This is a genomic window from Methanobrevibacter sp. (assembly GCF_030539875.1).
In the GTDB taxonomy this organism is placed as follows: Archaea; Methanobacteriota; Methanobacteria; order Methanobacteriales; family Methanobacteriaceae; genus Methanocatella.
Genome location: NZ_JAUNXI010000007.1, coordinates 1 through 19,733, shown reverse-complemented (window position 1 = coordinate 19,733; position 19,733 = coordinate 1). Strand labels below are relative to the sequence as shown.

Annotated in this window: 19 protein-coding genes; 10 read left to right on the top strand and 9 right to left on the bottom strand. The window is 33.0% G+C overall.

Going from position 1 to position 19,733, the window contains the following annotated elements; genetic code table 11:
- Positions 1-142 precede the first annotated feature (142 nt).
- The gene (locus Q4Q16_RS03760; protein WP_303346384.1) at positions 143-709 is read left to right on the top strand and encodes a CDP-2,3-bis-(O-geranylgeranyl)-sn-glycerol synthase; all 567 of its coding nucleotides are present in this window, start codon (positions 143-145) and stop codon (positions 707-709) included.
- A 15-nt stretch (positions 710-724) separates the two neighbouring features.
- On the opposite strand, the gene Q4Q16_RS03755 is transcribed toward Q4Q16_RS03760, so the two are convergent.
- The 4 genes from Q4Q16_RS03755 to truA all read right to left on the bottom strand — a co-directional run bounded on the left by Q4Q16_RS03755 (position 725) and on the right by truA (position 5,292).
- Entirely contained in the window at positions 725-1,747 is a 1,023-nt protein-coding gene (locus tag Q4Q16_RS03755) for a hydantoinase/oxoprolinase family protein (protein ID WP_303346383.1), read from the bottom strand.
- A 1-nt stretch (position 1,748) separates the two neighbouring features.
- The gene (locus Q4Q16_RS03750) at positions 1,749-2,837 is read right to left on the bottom strand and encodes an ATP-grasp domain-containing protein (RefSeq protein WP_303346382.1); all 1,089 of its coding nucleotides are present in this window, start codon (positions 2,835-2,837) and stop codon (positions 1,749-1,751) included.
- The gene (gene wecB / locus Q4Q16_RS03745; protein ID WP_303346381.1) at positions 2,821-4,143 is read right to left on the bottom strand and encodes a non-hydrolyzing UDP-N-acetylglucosamine 2-epimerase; all 1,323 of its coding nucleotides are present in this window, start codon (positions 4,141-4,143) and stop codon (positions 2,821-2,823) included. Before wecB ends, Q4Q16_RS03750 begins: the two co-directional genes overlap by 17 nt.
- 288 nt (positions 4,144-4,431) lie before the next feature.
- Entirely contained in the window at positions 4,432-5,292 is an 861-nt protein-coding gene (gene truA, locus Q4Q16_RS03740) for a tRNA pseudouridine(38-40) synthase TruA (RefSeq protein WP_303346380.1), read from the bottom strand.
- Between the two features lie 138 nt (positions 5,293-5,430).
- Between truA and Q4Q16_RS03735 the strand changes: the two genes are divergently transcribed.
- Positions 5,431-6,816: a glutamate synthase-related protein gene (locus Q4Q16_RS03735; RefSeq protein WP_303346379.1), complete on the top strand. Its 1,386-nt coding sequence runs from the start codon at positions 5,431-5,433 to the stop codon at positions 6,814-6,816.
- A 130-nt stretch (positions 6,817-6,946) separates the two neighbouring features.
- Here the strand turns inward: Q4Q16_RS03735 and Q4Q16_RS03730 are convergent, their stop codons facing one another.
- From Q4Q16_RS03730 to Q4Q16_RS03720, 3 genes are read right to left on the bottom strand one after another with little or no spacing between them, the layout of a single operon-like run.
- Positions 6,947-7,798, bottom strand: a complete 852-nt coding sequence (locus Q4Q16_RS03730) for an ABC transporter permease (RefSeq protein WP_303346378.1) — start codon at positions 7,796-7,798, stop codon at positions 6,947-6,949.
- Positions 7,791-8,783: an ABC transporter permease gene (locus Q4Q16_RS03725; RefSeq protein ID WP_303346470.1), complete on the bottom strand. Its 993-nt coding sequence runs from the start codon at positions 8,781-8,783 to the stop codon at positions 7,791-7,793. The genes Q4Q16_RS03730 and Q4Q16_RS03725 overlap by 8 nt, the downstream gene beginning before the upstream one ends.
- Before the next feature lie 45 nt (positions 8,784-8,828).
- A complete protein-coding gene (locus Q4Q16_RS03720; RefSeq protein WP_303346377.1) occupies positions 8,829-10,451 on the bottom strand; it encodes an ABC transporter substrate-binding protein in 1,623 nt (540 codons plus the stop codon).
- Positions 10,452-10,773: 322 nt separating this feature from the next.
- Here Q4Q16_RS03720 and Q4Q16_RS03715 point away from each other — a divergent pair, with 322 nt between their 5' ends.
- On the top strand, positions 10,774-11,463 hold the full coding sequence (locus Q4Q16_RS03715; RefSeq protein WP_303346376.1) for a 4Fe-4S double cluster binding domain-containing protein: 690 nt from the start codon (positions 10,774-10,776) through the stop codon (positions 11,461-11,463).
- On the opposite strand, the gene Q4Q16_RS03710 is transcribed toward Q4Q16_RS03715, so the two are convergent.
- A complete protein-coding gene (locus tag Q4Q16_RS03710) occupies positions 11,458-12,018 on the bottom strand; it encodes a GNAT family N-acetyltransferase (protein WP_303346375.1) in 561 nt (186 codons plus the stop codon). The genes Q4Q16_RS03715 and Q4Q16_RS03710 overlap by 6 nt on opposite strands.
- Positions 12,019-12,170: 152 nt before the next feature.
- Between Q4Q16_RS03710 and Q4Q16_RS03705 the strand changes: the two genes are divergently transcribed.
- Together Q4Q16_RS03705 and Q4Q16_RS03700 are read left to right on the top strand one after the other, a co-directional pair.
- Positions 12,171-13,115, top strand: a complete 945-nt coding sequence (locus Q4Q16_RS03705; RefSeq protein WP_303346374.1) for an ABC transporter ATP-binding protein — start codon at positions 12,171-12,173, stop codon at positions 13,113-13,115.
- 3 nt (positions 13,116-13,118) lie between these two features.
- Complete coding sequence (locus Q4Q16_RS03700) at positions 13,119-13,733, top strand: ABC transporter ATP-binding protein (RefSeq protein WP_303346373.1); 615 nt, start codon at positions 13,119-13,121, stop codon at positions 13,731-13,733.
- A gap of 355 nt (positions 13,734-14,088) precedes the next feature.
- Here Q4Q16_RS03700 and Q4Q16_RS03695 read toward each other — a convergent pair whose 3' ends face one another.
- A complete protein-coding gene (locus tag Q4Q16_RS03695; RefSeq protein WP_303346372.1) occupies positions 14,089-14,229 on the bottom strand; it encodes a hypothetical protein in 141 nt (46 codons plus the stop codon).
- 300 nt (positions 14,230-14,529) lie between these two features.
- Here Q4Q16_RS03695 and Q4Q16_RS03690 point away from each other — a divergent pair, with 300 nt between their 5' ends.
- The 5 genes from Q4Q16_RS03690 to Q4Q16_RS03670 all read left to right on the top strand — a co-directional run bounded on the left by Q4Q16_RS03690 (position 14,530) and on the right by Q4Q16_RS03670 (position 19,629).
- The gene (locus tag Q4Q16_RS03690) at positions 14,530-16,134 is read left to right on the top strand and encodes an ABC transporter substrate-binding protein (protein WP_303346371.1); all 1,605 of its coding nucleotides are present in this window, start codon (positions 14,530-14,532) and stop codon (positions 16,132-16,134) included.
- A 90-nt stretch (positions 16,135-16,224) separates the two neighbouring features.
- On the top strand, positions 16,225-17,220 hold the full coding sequence (locus Q4Q16_RS03685; protein WP_303346370.1) for an ABC transporter permease: 996 nt from the start codon (positions 16,225-16,227) through the stop codon (positions 17,218-17,220).
- Positions 17,210-18,064 (top strand): ABC transporter permease, encoded by an 855-nt coding sequence (locus Q4Q16_RS03680; RefSeq protein ID WP_303346369.1) that lies wholly within the window; start codon positions 17,210-17,212, stop codon positions 18,062-18,064. Before Q4Q16_RS03685 ends, Q4Q16_RS03680 begins: the two co-directional genes overlap by 11 nt.
- A gap of 16 nt (positions 18,065-18,080) precedes the next feature.
- A complete protein-coding gene (locus Q4Q16_RS03675; protein ID WP_303346368.1) occupies positions 18,081-19,028 on the top strand; it encodes an ABC transporter ATP-binding protein in 948 nt (315 codons plus the stop codon).
- Positions 19,018-19,629, top strand: a complete 612-nt coding sequence (locus tag Q4Q16_RS03670) for an ABC transporter ATP-binding protein (RefSeq protein ID WP_303346367.1) — start codon at positions 19,018-19,020, stop codon at positions 19,627-19,629. Before Q4Q16_RS03675 ends, Q4Q16_RS03670 begins: the two co-directional genes overlap by 11 nt.
- The last annotated feature ends 104 nt before the right edge of the window (positions 19,630-19,733 follow it).

The window sequence follows — 19,733 nt, the reverse complement described above, 5'->3', positions numbered from 1 at the left end:
AAAAATCACCCTTTACTAACAATCTTTTTAAGTCATTAGCACAAACTTATATATCATTATATATTTAAATTAATGTAATATTTAAACTTAATTAATATATAGTAGTTTCTATATATTTATAATAAAATTTTGGAGATATTCAATGGCCATTAGTATTCAGACGTTATTAATTACATGTATCACAACAATTTATTTTATACTTCCAGCATATTTTTCAAATGGTTCCGGATTATTGTTCGGAGGAGGATTGCCTGTTGATTTTGGAAAATCCGATAAAAATGGTGTTCGTTGGATTGGAGACGGAGTAACATGGAGAGGATTAATTGCCGGGACAGTAATCGGAATTATAACCGGCATTGTGCAAGGATTCATTGCACCCCAAGTAACAGCCATGTTCGGACAGCACATAACCACCCCAATAATAACAAACATTCCGGACGGAATTCTAATAGGTTTCTTACTTGGTTTTGGAGCCCTTTTAGGTGATGCAATAGGCAGTTTTTTAAAAAGAAGAATCGGAATCGAACGCGGAAAGTCCGCCCCGATTTTAGACCAGTTGGATTTCTTAATTGTTGCATTCATTCTGGTTTCATTTGTTGTGAAAGTCGATTTGTTTGTTATAATGCTTGCAATTATATTGACCTTGGTTATTCATCTAATAGCCAATACCTTCGCCTATTTGATTGGCATAAAAAATGTCTGGTACTGATTTTAGAGATACTCCTTAATTTAAATATTTATTCATCATCACCGCAGTTCCAACAGCAGGCGCAACAACACATTCTTCGTCTGTTAAAAAATCCCCCATTGATTTAACTTCCAAACCTAAAAATTCCGCTGCTTTCTTATCCAAAATATCTTTTCCAAGACCAGTCGTAACAATCAAATCCAAATCCTGAGTCTCTACAACCTGTTTTAATCCGTCAGCAATTTGTTCAACCTGTTTTTGATGAATGAATTTTGACAGTTCAACGACATCATCAAAAGTTAACATTTCCAGGTCTGCACAAACGATACGGGCAATTCTTTTAGCGCAATCAATTTTCGATTTGCCTTCACCATCAAATGTATCGCAGACATAATCCTCTTCACCGATCAACTCCAAAACCCTGTATACATCTGCAGTTTGAGCAAATAATTCACTGGCTACACGATATTCCTTTCCATTCAGTTCTACTTTATCAAGGAAACTTGCAAGGTTTGTTCTTAAAGTACCGGTGTAGACTAATTCACCGGTAGCGGATCTGTCAAAGTCAGATTTGCCGATTGCACATTCATTTCCATCTTTAATAGGTATAATGTCTGTTGTTGTACTTCCAGTGTCAATAAAAATACAGTTATCGGAAATTAATGTTGCAATTTGTGCTGTTGCAACCCAGTTGGCCGCTGCTGCTTTTAAGGGAGTTTCAATAATTTCCTGTTCAGACAGCATTCCGTCAATTCCCACATAAGCTACCGGACAGAGAAATGTTTCCCCACATTTCCCAACAATATCCAAAACACCCTCTTTTTTAGTGTCATAAGCGTCAACAAGTTCCGCAGTCATAGAAATGCCTACCGCATCAATTTCAGATACCGGACAGATTTTTTCAATCAGTTCTATTAAAACCCCCGATAAATCATCATTGTTGCTCCACATTGGAAGATATGCGAAATCCACTTCAATATTTTTAATTTCATCACCCTCAAAGTCAATGATTGCCAAATCGGTGTTTGCACCACCAATATCAAATCCTGCTACTTTCATATTATATTCTCCTGATTTCTAAGGAATCTCCGGATTTCCTAAACTCTACCCCTCCGTCTAATGACATATCAACATCATCAATATCAATATTATCATCTACCAAATCAACTATTGTTTTAGCAATGTTAAAATTAGCTATTTTACTTAAGCCAACATATGGGGTTGTAAATCTTGAATTTATTTCCAGTAAATAAACTGAGTGAACATCCTTTTCATCTGCATTGATTAACAGATCAACACCAACAAAACCTTTCATTCCCCCAATGGCTTCAACTGCCTTGGTTGCTATATCAAAAGCTTCTTCTTTATGTTCGCTTTCAAATGGCAGTTTTCCACCAATATATATTCCCTTATCATTTTTTAATTCCACATATTGTTCATTTAAACTTATAGGAATGGCCTTTTTGCCATCGCAGATTAAACTAACGCTGATGTCCAATCCTTCAATATATTCCTGAACAATAATTCGGGACCCCGGTTTGAAAATTTTATCCAAATCAAGAGTTAAATCCTCGATTTTTTCAATGACAACAATATTTTCACAATCAACACCCATTACTGGCTTTATAATTAATTTGAGAGGTGTCAACGGGTCTTCAGCCTGCCATTTTTTATGTAAATTTTCAATTGCTCTTTTCCAATATCCTTTCAGATCTATTTTAAATCTAAATGACCTCGGTTGAGGAATGAAATTAGGTAACGCCTCATAAGTTTCATACTTATCAGAAGACTTTAAGCAGGCTTCAGATGAGGAATTGTATATTTTCACATCGTTTTCCTCTAAAATCTTAGTAATATTATAAAGATTGTTGTTGTTCTCAGCAGATATGAAAATGGCTTTATTAAATTTTTCCGCATTGGATTCAAGCCAGAAAACAATGTCCTGATTGATTAAAATCGGATTAACATTATTGTAATCAGAGGCGATATTTTTATAGGATTCGTTAATCACCAAATCAATATTAAAGTCTTTCAAATCATCTAAAAGCGCAGATATCAATGCTTCAGCTTCAGAAATTATGCATTTATCCTTTTCGCCAGAAGCAGTGAAATACTCAAATACCAAAATTGAATCATTCTCGTTTATCATAATAAACCATCATACCGTTTAAATTTAATTTGTCATCCGGAAATATCATTCTTTCCCCGTCAAAGACCATGTGAACAAGTGCATTCTCTTTAGTTTCAAATTCTTCAACAGAGATTCCTTCATCTATCTTTGTCATTTTTCTTGAAAATGAAAGCATTACGTTTTCAGGAGCACTAATATTTAACAAGCCCCTTGAGTAATATTTCTCTATTGCATCCAGGGTTAATTTTGCAGAATCCCCCTGCCCATAAGGATTAACTGCATTTTTCATTTTATCGGCAAAACCTTTATCGTTAATGATTTTTAAAGCATTGCCGACTATGGCTTTTTTATCACAGCCAACGAGAATATTGCCTCCTGCAGTTACTGTTTCCGGCCTTTCAGTATTATATCTCAAAGTCAAAGCAGGAATATTCAATATTATTGCTTCTTCCTGAAGACCTCCAGAATCAGTTAAAATCAAAGTTGAAAGAGAAGTTAAAAGCAGAAAATCCAAATAACCTAAAGGCTTTATAATATGAACGTGCTCCAAATTATTCAATTCATCAAATAAACCGAACTTTTCAAGCGCGTTTTTAGTTCTTGGATGAATCGGAAAAATAATGTTCATGTCATCCAGTTCTCTGAGAGCTCCAATTATTTCACTCACTCTTGCCCTGTCGTCAACATTTTCGGCCCTGTGCATTGTTAAAGTTAAAATATTGTCCATTTTATTGATGTTAAGCTTTTTAAGAGATTCGTCTTCAAATCCTCTTTTTTCAGCAATTTTTAAATGTCTAAAACAAGCATCTACAACAGTATTGCCTGTGATAAACAGATTTTTTCTTGAAAACCCTTCAGCTAAAAGATTAACGGCCGATTCTTCAGTTGGGACAAAATACAGTGTAGAACAAACATCGGCAACTCTGCGATTCAGTTCTTCAGGCATTGTCATGTCAAAAGATCTGAGTCCTGCCTCAACATGACCAATTGCAATGTGCAGTTTAGATGCAACAAGAGCCCCTGCTAAAACTGCATTAGTATCGCCTTGAACTAAGACAATATCTGGTTTTTCTTCAAGAAGAACTTCCTCAATGCCTTTCATCATCAAACCTGTTTGTTTTCCATGAGTTCCAGAGCCAACATGAATATTATAATCCGGAGTTGAAATATCCAAGTCTTTAAAGAAATTATCAGACATTTCCTCATCATAATGTTGGCCGGTGTGTAAAATAATTTGATTAATATCTCTATGAGAGATTTCATCAATAATAGGAGCCATCTTAATAATTTCTGGTCTTGTTCCCAAAATAGTTGCTATTTTCATAATATTATTATATTTATTAAATAAGCATTAAAACATTTTTTGATTTTTAAAATAGCACATCCACCTGCAATGCCAACAATCCAATTAATAAAAATATTGAAAATGCCTGTATTTGATATAAACTTCCAGCAATGGTGATAAAAGTCATTGCCAGATTACAATATATAAAAAATGACAATGGAGTTAAAACAACACTTTTCACACATTGCCAGTTGCATTTGCGGCAAATGGAAAATTTGGTGTTAAGGTAACATGTTTTTAATATCACACAGCAAGGTATTCCAAAACCTAATGCAAATCCTGTAAACTTTTTATCATTGATTCTCTGATTGCATATCTCTTTTGCAAATCAGATAGCGAATCAACTAAATTCCGCCTAAATCTCTCGCAGGCATAATCATCATATTTGAATTTGATTCCATCATATTGAATATCCATTAAAATCAGATATTCCGCTTCCATAACTTTAATATATGCTCTCGGTTCCTCCCCATCAGGATTTAACAATCTTTCAACATCATCCAAATCCATCTTGCCAATAGCCACGTCAACAAAAACCCTCATCATTTTTCTTACCATATTCCATAAAAATGACTCTCCGTAAATATCTACAAAAATTGGAGAAATTGTATCGTGAAGATTTGGGAATTCCTTTTTATGACAATCATTTAAGTCCACCCTATTGATTTTAATATCTTCAATAGTTCTTGTAGTGGTTTTTTGAAATCTTTTTGTAAAATTAGTGAAATTATGAGTTCCTTTAAACAATTCAGCACATTCATTTAATTTATCAACATCCAAATCCTGGAACAGCATGTACCTGTATTGTCTCATTTGAGCGTATCTCGGTTTAAAAGCATAACGAACAGGAGCGCTGGCAAGGATTTGTATATCATCAGGTAGCGAATTGTTAATTTCATTTACTCTAACCTCTTTTTCAGATTGAAAGCTGATTACATTACCTAAACTGTGAACCCCTGCATCGGTTCTTCCGGCAATTCTGAATCTGGACTTTTTTAAATCGTCAATATAATTAAGTTTGCGCAAATGATAGATTAATTCCTCTTCGACCGTTCTCAAATCAGGCTGGCGTTGAAACCCGTGGAAATTAGTTCCAATATATCCAATTTTAAGTGCTGTTCTCTTCATCAATATAATATTTTACAACATATAAAATAAAGTTTAAGAAAAAAAAATCAAATTATTCCATGAAAATTTTACAAACATGACAAATCTAAAAGTTTATATAAAAATTTATCCACTATTTTAATTAAAGAGGTGGAAAATATGATATATAAATGTCTTATTTGTGGCCACATTCATAATGAAGAAGATACCGGCGTGTTATTAAAAGATTTAGATAAATGCCCTACATGCAAACAAGAAATATCAAATTTTATTGAATTTGAAAATTCAAAGCCCGACACTGATTTTAAAAAAGAAACATTGAACTTGAATTATCCGGAAGAGTTTGCCCGCAATGATGAAAGTATTAGGCACATGGATACAATACATCAGATGGCAATTTCAGGCGAATCCATAGTGTCTTCAATGTATACCGAATTATCAATGCCCGACTGGGAGGATATTCTAATTTTAGGATGTCAGCTAAATCCTCCACCTTTAGAATCAAGTATTGATGTTAAAACAAAAACCATAATTGGAAAAAATGCCAAAAAACCGTTAGTCATTGAAACTCCTGTTTATATCGCCCACATGTCCTTTGGAGCATTGTCAAGAGAAAGTAAAATTGCCCTTTCTAAGGGAAGTGCCAGTGTTAAAACAGCCCAGTGCAGTGGAGAAGGAGGAATTTTACCTGAAGAAATGGAAAACGCTTATAAATATATTTTTGAGTATGTTCCAAATAAGTATTCTGTAAATGATGAAAACCTGAAAAACTCTGATGCCATTGAAATAAAAATAGGTCAATCTACAAAACCGGGTTTAGGTGGTCAACTGCAAGGCGAAAAGGTAACTTCCGAAATTGCTGAAATTAGAAATAAACCTGCAGGCCATGATATCCACTCCCCTGCTACAATTCCCGAAATCAACTCAAAAGAGGACTTAAAAGAACTTGTTTTACATTTAAGAAAAAAATCCGGAGGAAGGCCAATCGGATTAAAATTTGCTGCCGGAAGAATTGAAGATGATTTGGAGCATGCCTGTTATGCCGAACCGGATTTTATCACCATTGACGGCAGAGGCGGATCTACCGGCGCCAGTCCGAAAATTATTCGTGACTCAACATCCGTTCCTACAATTTATGCTTTAAGCAGGGCCCGAAAATATTTGGATGAAAACAGAAGCGACATTGCATTAACAATCACAGGAGGTTTGCGCATTTCATCAGATTTTGCTAAAGCTTTGGCTATGGGTGCTGATGCAATAGCTGTTGGAACCGGTGCACTGATTGCCTCTGCATGCCAGCAATATAAGATTTGCCACACAGGATATTGTCCTGTAGGCGTTGCTACTCAAAATCCTGAAAATCGCGAAAGATTTAAAATAGAAGCAGCTGCAAAAAGAGTTGAAAACTACTTAAAAGTTTCAACAGAGGAATTGAAACAGTTTGCAAGAATTACCGGACATGACAATGTGCATGATTTAAACATAAATGATTTATGCACAATAAACTCCGAAATATCCGAATACACAAATATCAAACATGCATAACTGTTAAATTCTGTTGGTATATCTTCAAATCTTTTGCAGCATTTCAATTATCCTTAGTCAAATGTTTTAACAACTCAATGCCAAAATGTTGATACAAATAAACATTTATTAGAACAACAGGACATCAAATTTATTTATGTGCAGTTTCAGGATTGAGTAATTTCTCAACATTTTCCCCGATTAAATCAAACAATAATACAACTAGCAATAATGACATACCAGGATAAAATGCTAACCACCAATATCCAGATGATAAGTAATTCATTGATTCAGATAAAATCACACCAATAGCAGGTTCATGAGGAGGTAAACCAAATCCAAGAAACGTAATAGCAGCTTCGTGCATGATTGCATGAGGAAACATGAGAATTACGCCAACAATAATCTGCGATATGACTAATGGCAGAATATGTTTTATTGCTATCCACATTTTTGTTTTTCCTAGTTTTTCAGACAATGAAATATATTCTTTAGTTTTAATTTCTTTAATTTCTGATCTTAAAACTCTTGCAAGAGGCGTCCAATGAGTTAAACCTACACCCATAACAACACCCAACACACCTCCACCAAACATTATTGAAACAAGAATAATTAAAAGAATATGAGGTATTGAGCCAAATAAATCAATTATTCCTGCAACTGTTTCATCTGTAAATTTATTGAAGCTAGAAAACAATCCCAGAACAATAGAAATGAAAGTACTAACAATTGATGCAATAAACCCTACAGTCAAACTTAATCCAAGACCTGCAACAGTTCTTTGGAACATATCCCTTCCCATCCAATCAGTACCGAATAAATGATTAATGGAAGGCATCTGATTAGCATTAACAAAATTCGTTGGGATATTACCAATAAAGTAACTAGAGACAAATATGCTTAAAATGACAAATAAAGAAAGAACAATAATAATTATAGTCTTTACTCTAAGATTTGCAGGATATAAAAACCATTGTTTTTTATCATCAGTTTTCTTAATCATTGATTTCATTCTCCTTAATTCTTGGATCAATTAAATAATATGAAAGATCAGCAAGTAAGTTACCTGCAAATACAAATATTGCACTGAATAATACAATACCCAGCAATAGTGGAACATCACTTTGAAGACCTGCTGCTACTGCCGTTTGACCAATACCTGGATAAGAAAATACTTGTTCGACTAGAACAGCCCCTCCAAATAACTCACTAAATGATAAAAACTGTAAAGTTATGGCAGGCAATAATATATTTCTTATTCCATGATTTTTTATTAAATCCCAACCGCTTTCACCTCTAGATTTTGCAAATAATACAAAATCAGATGATAAAACCTGAATTAACTCATTACGAGTATACATTGCAATTGGCGCTAAACCAACAAGGCTTAATGTTAGAGTTGGAAGTACTAATCTTGAAGCCCATTCTAAAAATGTAGCATCGCTGCTGTTAACACCAATTGGAACTCCAAAACCTATTGGGAACCATCCCAGATACACAGCAAATACCATTAAAACTAACATACCTACCCAAAATGATGGTGCAGATTGAATTGTATAACAATAAACTTTAACTGCTTTATCAATCCATGACCCCTTATTTTTTCCAGCAACAACACCCAAAAAGAACCCAATAATTCCACTGAATAACCATGATAATGCCATCAATACAATAGATGCAGAAGATTTTTCAAATATAATATTTATAACTGGGGCACGATATATTAAAGAAATCCCCAAATTACCATGAAACAAATCGGATAACCAATGAAATATCTTAATATGTAAAGGGACACCCGTACCAAAATATTCATAAAGTATTGCTCTTTGTGACTCGGATACGGCTGCTTGATTTAGATAAGCATTCACAGGGTCAATAGGAGACAAATCTAATAATACGAAACTGAATATTGCAACCAGTATCATCAACAGCACAAAACGTATTAATTTATAACTTAAAAATTTTAATAATTGATTTTTATTCAAAATAAGCCCCCACAACAATTTTTAAAAAAAAAAGGAAAAAATGTTTAATTAAGCGGTAGAATTAGTTCTTGTCCACTCGCAAATATTAATTAAAACATCATTTCCTAAGCCGTCAGGTTGGTTACCTATATCAATACCATCTTTAATGAAATAATTATAATCATAGTTTACAATCCATACCCATGGAGCATCTCCAGCAGGTCCCCAACCTCCACCATTTACAAGAGCAGATTGTGACCACAATGAATTAGCTTGATTAAAATCATTAGCATGCATAGCATCATCCATTAATTTATCAGATGCAGAATTGTTGTATAAGTTCGGATTCATATAAAATCCGTCCATTTCTTTACTATGGTATTGTTGATAAACTGATTTATATGGATCAGGAGAAGTTTGTTGCATTAATGCTGCTGAACTATATAAATTTTGATAAATTGTATCCCAATCAGCACCTACAAGTTTTACTTCAATACCCAATTGTTTTGCTTGTTCTGCAAACACAGTTGAGACTGATTGCCTATCAAGATAATCTGGTGGATAATATAGACTAAATGATGCTTTTACACCATCTTTTTCTACAATTCCATCACCATCAGTGTCAACCCAACCACCATCTTTTAAGATTTGTTTTGCTTTTTCAACATCATTGTCAGCTACTTTAGCATCAGGATTAGCGAAATCTCTTGTATCAACACCCGTATATTCTGGAGTAGCATGACCTGCAAATACATCATCACAGATAACTTGACGATTAATACCTACATTTAATGCTTCTCTAATTGATTTATCAGCAGTGACATTGTTACCAACTTTCATAGTACCATTATAAACAATTCCAGTATCATTAAGATAAGGTAAAGATACTCCTTGTGCCCTGCCTGCTGATTTTTCAACAAATTTGTATCCATCAACAGTTTGGTTTAATGCAGAAGTTGCAACAGGTGCTACATCCACTTCACCAGATTTAGTTAATTCCAACCAAGTTGATTCTTCAGGGAATAATAGTGTGATTTGAGTAAAGTATGGTTTATGACCATAATAATTATCATTGATTTTAAATATAGCCTGTTGGCCTTTATCCCAATGGTCCAATACATATGGTCCGGTACCAATTGGATTTCCACCATATGTTGAATTATCATATGAGTCAGATGGTACAATACCTACATATCTTAAATCATAAATAAAGGTTGATCTTGGTTCAACTAAATTAAATTCAACGCGAGTTTTATTAATTGCTGTAACATTTTCAATATTAGTTAAATCTAACTCAGATTCTGTTTTTTTAGCAGTGTTAAATGTAAATGCTACATCTTCTGCATCAAAAGTAGAATTGTCTGAAAATTTAACATCCTCTCTTACATCCACGGCCCAAGTTTTACCATCGCCACTAATTGAATAACCAGTTGCGAGATCAGGAACAATTGAACCATTTACATCGGTTTTAAACAAACAACTTTGCACCAAAGGATTATAATTCTGATGACCACATCCCCAACCAGTGAGCGGATTGAAACCTGCTTTTGGTTCAGCAATGTTACTGTGCATAGCCACTCTCAAATGTGCAGGATCATCATCATTAGAACCGCCCATAAATGCAAATGCACCAATTAAAACAATAGCCACTACAGCTACACCAGCCATAATCATTTTTGTTTTATTATCCATAATATTTCACCTCCAAATTAAACATATTAAAAAAAATTATTACTTTTTATCAATAATGTTAATAAGTAATAATAATATTTTAATATTTGATAATATTCAACAAAGAAATATAAAAAACTATTTATTACTTTTAAACTTAACTTTAAAAATAAAAAATATTTATTATAAGTACAAAAATAATAAAGATAATTTAATTTTTAAATAATAAAATTAATCAATACCCAATTATTTAATCTAAAATAGATACAAATAAAAAAAATTGATATTTTAAAAAGTAATACTTCATAAAATTTTAATAATATCTTATAGAAAATATTCAGATATGAATTTATCTTTTGAACTAGAAAAATACCTGATAAAAAATGGTGCAAAAGGAGTAGGATTTGCAGATATAACTCCATTTACTCCAAAAAAAGGATTAAATAACGGCGTTGTTTTTTATATTAATTATCCTAAAGAAATCATGAAAAATATGCAAAATGCACCTACACCCGAATATCAAAAGGGATTAATAAGTTTAAATATAATGTTAGACTCAATAGGAATGAAATGTGAAGAATATTTGATGAATAGAGGATATAAAGCATATGCTCAAACAAGAAAAAGACTAGGGCATAATTTTGGCGAATTTAACTCCTTTGAATTACCGCATAAAACAATAGCAACACGGGCAGGATTAGGTTGGATTGGCAAATCAGCATTGCTTACAACAAACAAATACGGGTCAGCATTAAGATTATCATCAGTTTTAACAAATGCCCCATTAGATATTGGAACCCCAATACTAAAATCAAAATGTGGAACTTGTATGGAATGCAAAAAAGCTTGTTTTGGAGGTGCAATAAGCGGAAAAGAATGGAGTTATAAATTAAAAAGAAATGAATTTTATGATTATAAAAAATGTGAAGAATATGCTCTTAAAATATCGAAAGAAAATTTAGGAAAATCTGATACAATATGCGGGAAATGCATTTTTGCATGCCCACATACTCAAAAATATATAAAATTATAATTCAACTGCATAAGAAAAACTATCTGCCAATTTATTAATTTTTAATCTTTGTATTTTTTTGTCCATATGGACAGTTTCAAGTCCATCATCTGAATTTAACGAAACAACAAATCCCATTTTTGTCCAAAATTCCATAGCCCCTTTCAAAGTTCTATGAGTATGCAAATAAATATCATCATAACCCACTTCATTAGCAAAATCTTCAGCAATAGCAAACATTTTAGAAGCTAAACCGCAACGTCTGTATCGTTCATCAACAAATAGCCTCCATATACTGGAAGTTGTGTCTTTTGAGTACAAATGCATAAATTCTGGAAAATCTTTATCATATGCCCTTATCCCAATTGTTGCAATAATTTCACCGGTTTCCAGATATGCAACAAAAAAGTTATTTTTTTCGGGAGAAATATAATATTCATCCAGTTTCATTATATCTTGATGCCATTCTGGAACATAACCATAACCAAATTCTTTTTTTATCATACGAAATAGAAACTTTTGAACCATTTTAATTTGATTTGGATTATTGCTTAATTTTTCAATTGTAACATTCATATTCAACACCAATGATGAAAAAAAGTATTACTCATTATTTAAAAAGTTATTTTAATAGTAATACTTTTTAGTTAATTTTAAATAACTTTAATATTGATAAAGTACAAATAAGTATTTAAAAGTTATTATTATGAATCACGAAAGGTGATCTGATGGAAAAATTATTAGATGTAGAACATGTTTCAATATCATTTATCCAATATACCAAAGGTTTAAATCAGCGAAATTTACAAATTATCACTGATTTAACTTTAGATGTATCTGAAGGAGAAATATTGGCAGTATTAGGTTCTAGTGGCTCTGGAAAAAGTTTACTCGCACATGCAATTTTAGGAATACTTCCAGAAAATGCAAGCTTAAATGGGAAAATCAAATACAAAGGTAAAGAATTATCACAAAAAGATAAAGAAGAAATTCGCGGAAAAGACATAGCCCTCATTCCGCAATCAGTGAATTTCTTAAATCCTTTAATGAAAATTTCCAGTCAAGCAATTGGGAATACTAAAAGTGATGAAGAAAAGAAAGCTAAAAAAATCGAACAGAGAAAAATCTTCGAACATTATAATCTTGGTCCTGAAGTAGATGATATGTATCCGTTCCAACTTTCTGGAGGAATGGCTAGAAGAGTACTTATATCAACAGCATTACTTTCTAATCCAAAATTAGTTGTAGCAGATGAACCTACACCAGGTCTTGATGAAAATACTGTAAAAGAAACATTAAATCACTTCAAACACATGAAAGAAGCTGGAGTTGGAGTGCTTTTAATTACTCATGACATCCATGCGGCATTAGAAATAGCAGATAGAATTGGAATATTTTATTCCGGATATGTAATTGAAATCGCAGAAAAAAAAGACTTTTCTGGAGATGGAGAAAACCTCTTACATCCCTATACAAAATCATTATACAAAGCCCTGCCAGCTAATGGATTTAACCTAACAAAAGGACATCAACCATTACATGGAGAAATCCTCAAAGGTTGCCCGTATTATGATAGATGTGAAATACGCATGGACATATGTGGAGAAAAACGCCCTGAATTAATCGATTTTGAAAATAAAAAAGTCAGATGTTTTAAATATGAGGATGGCTAGAAAATGGAACTAAAAGGAAACAATATTTCATTTAAATACCCTTTCACAAACAAATACATCTTAAAAGATGTTGACATATGCATAGATAACACTAAAATCACTGCATTAGTTGGAGATAGCGGTAGTGGAAAATCAACATTGTGTAAAATTTTATCAGGATATGAAAATAACTTTGAAGGTACAGTAACATTAGATAGTAAAGAATTGCCTAAAAAGGAATTTTGCCCAGTACAATTAATTTTTCAGCACCCTGAGAAAGTAATGAACCCAAAATGGAAAATGAATAATATTTTAGAAGAATCTTGGATGCCTGATGATGAATTGCTAAAAGAATTCGGTATTCAAAAATCTTGGTTTAATAGATTTCCACAGGAACTTTCAGGAGGAGAGCTTCAAAGGTTTTCTGTTCTAAGAGCGTTAAACCCAAAAACACAATTTTTAATAGCTGATGAAATGACAACCATGCTTGATGCCATAACACAAGTACAAATCCTAACTTCAGTTATTGATATTGTTAAAAAAAGAAAAATGGGAATGTTGATTGTAAGTCACGATAAACCACTAGTGGAAACCATTTGTGATGAAGTAATCTATTTAAAAGACATTAATGGTGTTTAACCATTAATACTTATTAATTTTTTAGCAGGACAATATTAAACTATTTCCACCTAACAAGATACTCCCCATGCACCATACACCAAAACCTAACCTAATAATATTGCAGAAAATATTGTAAGACCTATTCTCCAATAATTGTTTGAAACACTGCACGTAATTCATTTCAACACCTTGAAAAAAGTTGAATATAACCAACAGTCACGGGTTTGAAATGAATTAAATAAATTTAATAACTCATGTTATAATCTAAATTACACCAAAAATATCAAAAAAAAATAATTAAATGAGACATCATCTGCATTTAATTTATTATCCTCACCCAAATATTATGATAATACAAAAGATAGTCAGGACCCTAATCCATTTTCAAAGCCAGATATTTATGTAAAAAATCAAACCCCAAAAAAACATCACCACCAAGCCCAGACATTCCTATAGAGTCGAGCAAATTGTAAAAACCGGCAATAATCAATGAAATAATCAAAGGCATAGACATTTTATTAATTCTTTTTTTATGATTGAAGCATCATATCCCTTGTTGAATAATCACTTAACACTATCAGCAATTAAAAGTTATTCAGATTTTAACTTAATCTCTTTAAAGTTAATACTAAAAAATCACATGGATTAAATAGAGCGATAGCAATTTTTAAATACTTTAAATATCATAATATAACGAAAGTAGTATCTTTTACAAAATAATTATTACTTATATATCGAATTTATATAAAAAAGTAATACTGAAAAAGTAGATATTGCTTTAGGTTTTATTAAATGTAATTTTCGAGGAAAAAAAATGGAAAAAAAATATATTATCTATGCAGTTGTAGCTGTTATTGCAATAGCGGGCATAGCTGTAGTTGCTTTAAATGGGGGAAACACAGAACGTGCTGAAAATGAATTAGTAACATGTGTTGCAGCTCACGGTGAAGAACCAGAATACGGTTTTGATCCGATGCACGGTTGGGGATACCACGACTCTGGAACAGAACCACTCATACAAAGTACACTTCTTAAAAGAGACAAAGACAACAATTTTGTAAATGATTTGGCTACCGACTATGAGATTTCAAGTGATTTGAAAACATACACCGTAACTATACGTGACGATGTAAATTTTACTGATGGTTCCAAATTAACCGCAGACGATGTAGTATTCTCATACACTAAAGCAAAAGAATTAGGCGAAGGTGCTGATTTAGGTTCCATGAAAGAAGTTAAATCTGATGGGAATAAAGTAATATTTACACTTGACAAAAAAGATTCAACATTTATTAACAAATTAACTGATGTTGGAATCGTACCAGAAGCTAGCTATAATGAAGAGTCATACGGACAAAACCCTATTGGATCTGGACCTTATAAATTGGCTCAATGGGATAAAGGACAACAATACATCTTAGAGAAAAATCATGACTACTATGGAAAAGAACCATACTTCGAAAAAATAACTAACCTTTTCCTTGATCAAGATGCAGCATTTGCGGCAGTTAAAAATGGAGATGTAGATATTGCAGAAGTGCCGGTTGCATACGCAAATGAAACAGTAGACGGATACCATCTTGAATACTTCGATTCAGTCGATGTGCGTGGAATCTCATTACCTACACAAATGGATGAAGGAAAATTATCTCCAAATAATGTTTCAATCGGTAATAACGTAACTGGAGACCCTGCTATAAGACAAGCATTAAGCGTTGGTATTAACAGAGAACAAGTATTTGAAGGCTCATTAAACGGATTCGGTAATGTATCCTACAACGGTGTAGCTAATCAATTAGCATGGGCAAGTGAACCAACATTTAAAGACGGCAATATAGAAGAAGCAAAATCTATTCTTTCAGCTGCCGGATGGAAAGATACTGACGGTGATGGAATAGTTGAAAAAGATGGTCAAAAAGCATCATTCAACATACATTACAGCTCAGCAAAAGAAAGACAGGCAATTGCAGTAGCAGTTGCAGAACAAGCTAAAGAATTCGGTATTGAAATTATTCCACAAGGTGGAAGTTGGGATGATATCGAACGTAACGCATACAGCCAAGGAGTTGTATGGGGATTCGGTTCAGCAGACCCATATGCTATTGCACACCAATATGATTCCAGATTAGCAGGTATGGGATACGACAATCCAGAATATCTTAATGACAGTGCTGTAGATTCATTAGTTGATAAAGCACTCGAATTAGATTTAAATAGCTCATACAGCACATGGTCTCAAGCATCTCAACAAGCTAATACAAATAATCCATATCTTTGGATTGGAACTATGACATACACCTACTTCGTAAGTGATTCATTAAACATATCCAATAGCACACAACTCATTTTCCCTCACGGAGGAGACATATGGGGAAACATCTATGATTGGAATCGTATTAATGAAACAGCAGAAGCTTGATTAACAAAATATAAAATGATTTATTTTTAATAAATCATTTTTTTTTACTTATTTTTTAGATAAAATAATTTTTTTTTATTTACACGGAGGATGATTAAAATTAACAACAAAAAATTAGCTAAATTTTTTGGATACAAAATTATTAGATTAGTAATTTTATTAATTGTTATTGCCTCAATAAGTTTTATAATGATACAGTTATCTCCGATTGATCCAGTTAGAGCATATCTTGGCCAAAGAATTGTTAGTCAAGAACAACTTGCCATTATGGGAAATTATTGGGGAACAAATTTGTCTTTAGGTGAAAGAGTAATGGGCTGGCTTCAGACATTAGCTTCCGGAAGTATGGGTTTCTCATTAATTTATAGGGTACCTGTAACTGAAGTGATTATGCAAAAATTCACCGCTTCAGTTGTGCTCATGGCAGTTTCATGGGTAATATCCGGAATCGTAGGTTTCGGATTAGGAGTACTTGCAGGTGCAAAAGAAGGCACCATAATCGATAAAGCAATTAAAACTTATTGTTACATATTACAGTCCACACCAACATTTTGGATAGGGCTCGTCCTTTTAATGGTCTTTTCAGTATATTTAGGCTGGTTCCCTATAGGGCTTTCAGTTCCTATCGGACAATTATCCGACACAGTTACATTTTGGCAATGGCTATACAGATTAATACTGCCTGCATTTACATTAAGTATTGTGGGAATTGCTTCTTTAACCATGTATACACGGGATAAGCTTATAAGTATTAAGAAAAGTGATTATTTCTTATTTGCACAAGCCAGAGGTGAAAGCTTTTGGGGAATAATTAAAAATCATGGAATAAGAAATATTTTACTCCCTGCAATTACAATTCAATTCCTCTCATTTAATGAATTATTTGGAGGAACCGTTCTTGTTGAACAAGTATTCGCATACCCCGGCATTGGTCAGGCAACAGTAGCTGCTGGATTGAGATCTGATGTCCCATTACTACTTGGAATAGTTCTCATCAGTACTGTATTCGTATTTGTAGGAAATTTTATTGCTGATATAATTTATGAATATGTCGATCCAAGAATAAGAGGTGAAGATGATGAATAGAACTCCCTGGTATAATAAGGAACTGTTTGGTTCCCTAAATCTAAGGCAAAAAACAATATTAACCATAGCACTCACAGGATTAGTTTTAGCAATCATTTTTATTAGTGGATATATGATTGATCCTAATCTGCCCACTAATTTCGCTATAAGAATGCAGCCTCCTTCCTTTGAACATCTTTTCGGTACTGACTGGATGGGCAGAGACATGTTCATTAGAACAGTGAAAGGTTTAAGCTTAAGTATTATGATTGGAATAGGTGCTTCAATAATTTCCAGCATTATTGCCACATTACTGGCGTTTCTTGCAAGTATGAACAGCAAATGTGATGAATTTGTATCCTGGTTAATTGATTTATTCGCATCAGTGCCTCACATACTATTGATTATGATGATATCCATTGCATTAGGAAAAGGTGCATTTGGTGTGATAGTGGCAGTGGCATTTTCACATTGGATTAATTTAACAAGAGTGCTTAGAGCCGAAGTGCTGCAAATCAATACCTCCGAATATGTTGCTTTATCTAAAAACTTTGGAAAAAGCAAATTATGGATTGCAAAAGAACACATTTTCCCTTTAGTACTATCCCAGATATTTGTGGGAACATTACTGGTATTCCCTCATGCAATCATGCACGAATCAAGTATTACATTCCTTGGATTTGGTCTGTCACCACACGAACCTGCAATTGGTATAATTTTATCAGAATCGATGACATACCTTGCAATAGGCGCATGGTGGCTAGCATTCTTCCCAGGTATATCATTATTAATAGTAGTGTTATTGTTTGATATTATTGGAGATAATTTAAAACGGTTGCTCGACCCTTCAGAAGCAAATAAATAGATTGGTTGGTGATTTAATGGAAAAATTATTAGAAGTGAATAATTTATCAATATCTTTTACGCAATATGTACGGGGATTGAATAGGCATGATTCAAAAGTAATATCTGATTTGTCAATAGATGTTAATAAAAATGAAATTGTTGCCATATTAGGTTCTAGCGGTTCAGGTAAAAGTCTTTTAGCCCATTCAATCTTAGGTATTTTACCTTATAACTCAAATGTAAGTGGGGAAATTATATACAAAGGACAACTTTTAAATCAGGAATTGAAAGAAAAGATAAGAGGTAGTGAAATTTGCCTAATTCCACAATCCGTTAATTTCTTAGATCCCCTCATGAAAGTATCCAAGCAAGCAATTGGCGAGTGTAAAGATAAAGATGAATATGAAGAGAAAAAAATAATACAAAGAGAAATCTTCAGCAGATATGGGTTAGACGAAAGTGTGGATAACTTATATCCTTTTGAATTATCAGGAGGAATGGCCAGAAAAGTATTGTTATCTACAGCATTAATTGATAATCCTGATTTATTAATTGCTGATGAGCCAACCCCCGGTCTTGATGCAAAAAGTGTTAAAGAGACCATTGAAGATATCAAAAATTTAAAGCAGGAAGGAAAAGGAGTATTGCTGATTACTCACGAAATAGACGTGGCATTAAAAACCGCAGATAAAATTGCAATATTCTATTCAGGGTATGTTATTGAAATAAATAAAGTGGAAAACTTCCAAAATGCAGATAATGTATTGCATCCATATACTAAAGCTTTAATTAATTCACTACCTAAAAACGGTTTCAAATTAACTGAAGGAGTTCAACCATTAGATGAAGTTCCGGGATGCCCATATTGGGAAAACTGTCCAATAAGGTTAGATAAATGTGAAAACAATGTACCTGAATTGGTTGAACATAACGGAATCATGATTAGATGTTTTAACTGTGAGGAGGGAAATGATGGAACTTAAAGCAAATAATATTTCATTTTCATATTCTAAGAAAAAACAGATATTAAAAGACATTTCATTATCTTTAAACAGCAATCAGATTATCGGTCTGATGGGAGATAGCGGAACCGGCAAAAGTACATTATGCAAAATAATGTCAGGATACCTTTCCAATTATTCGGGAGAAATAACCCTTGATGGTGAAAAAATTCAGGGAAAAAATTTCAATCCTGTTCAGTTAATCTTCCAGCATCCGGAAAAGACAATGAATCCGAAATGGAAAATGGAAAAAGTATTAAATGAATCATGGATTCCTTCACAGGAGTTAAAGGATACTTTTGGTCTTAAAGACACCTGGTTAAAACGATGGCCCAACGAGCTTTCCGGTGGGGAATTGCAGCGTTTTAGTATATTGAGAGCACTTAATCCAAAAACAAAATTTATCATCGCTGATGAAATAAGCACCATGCTTGATGCCGTAACACAGGTGCAAATATGGGAAGCCCTCATCAGCCATTGCAAATCCAACAACATTGGAATATTGGCTGTTAGCCATGATAAAGAGCTGCTTGATGTTATCTGTGATGACATTTTGAAATTTGACGAAATAAACAATCTTTAAAACTATAATATGCAAAAAGATGCATATTATAAAATTTTTTCTTTTTATATGGGTGTCCGCCAAAATTAATTTTTTTGATTTTGTGCTGAAAAATTTTTGACTTA

Bases quoted from the DNA above. Each gene is read 5' to 3' on its own strand.
- Q4Q16_RS03760 (WP_303346384.1), top strand. From the start codon at position 143: ATGGCCATTAGTATTCAGACGTTATTAATTACATGTATCACAACAATT.
- Q4Q16_RS03755 (WP_303346383.1), bottom strand. From the start codon at position 1,747: ATGAAAGTAGCAGGATTTGATATTGGTGGTGCAAACACCGATTTGGCA.
- Q4Q16_RS03750 (WP_303346382.1), bottom strand. From the start codon at position 2,837: ATGATAAACGAGAATGATTCAATTTTGGTATTTGAGTATTTCACTGCT.
- wecB (WP_303346381.1), bottom strand. From the start codon at position 4,143: ATGAAAATAGCAACTATTTTGGGAACAAGACCAGAAATTATTAAGATG.
- truA (WP_303346380.1), bottom strand. From the start codon at position 5,292: ATGAAGAGAACAGCACTTAAAATTGGATATATTGGAACTAATTTCCAC.
- Q4Q16_RS03735 (WP_303346379.1), top strand. From the start codon at position 5,431: ATGATATATAAATGTCTTATTTGTGGCCACATTCATAATGAAGAAGAT.
- Q4Q16_RS03730 (WP_303346378.1), bottom strand. From the start codon at position 7,798: ATGATTAAGAAAACTGATGATAAAAAACAATGGTTTTTATATCCTGCA.
- Q4Q16_RS03720 (WP_303346377.1), bottom strand. From the start codon at position 10,451: ATGGATAATAAAACAAAAATGATTATGGCTGGTGTAGCTGTAGTGGCT.
- Q4Q16_RS03715 (WP_303346376.1), top strand. From the start codon at position 10,774: ATGAATTTATCTTTTGAACTAGAAAAATACCTGATAAAAAATGGTGCA.
- Q4Q16_RS03710 (WP_303346375.1), bottom strand. From the start codon at position 12,018: ATGAATGTTACAATTGAAAAATTAAGCAATAATCCAAATCAAATTAAA.
- Q4Q16_RS03705 (WP_303346374.1), top strand. From the start codon at position 12,171: ATGGAAAAATTATTAGATGTAGAACATGTTTCAATATCATTTATCCAA.
- Q4Q16_RS03700 (WP_303346373.1), top strand. From the start codon at position 13,119: ATGGAACTAAAAGGAAACAATATTTCATTTAAATACCCTTTCACAAAC.
- Q4Q16_RS03695 (WP_303346372.1), bottom strand. From the start codon at position 14,229: ATGTCTATGCCTTTGATTATTTCATTGATTATTGCCGGTTTTTACAAT.
- Q4Q16_RS03690 (WP_303346371.1), top strand. From the start codon at position 14,530: ATGGAAAAAAAATATATTATCTATGCAGTTGTAGCTGTTATTGCAATA.
- Q4Q16_RS03685 (WP_303346370.1), top strand. From the start codon at position 16,225: ATGATTAAAATTAACAACAAAAAATTAGCTAAATTTTTTGGATACAAA.
- Q4Q16_RS03680 (WP_303346369.1), top strand. From the start codon at position 17,210: ATGATGAATAGAACTCCCTGGTATAATAAGGAACTGTTTGGTTCCCTA.
- Q4Q16_RS03675 (WP_303346368.1), top strand. From the start codon at position 18,081: ATGGAAAAATTATTAGAAGTGAATAATTTATCAATATCTTTTACGCAA.
- Q4Q16_RS03670 (WP_303346367.1), top strand. From the start codon at position 19,018: ATGGAACTTAAAGCAAATAATATTTCATTTTCATATTCTAAGAAAAAA.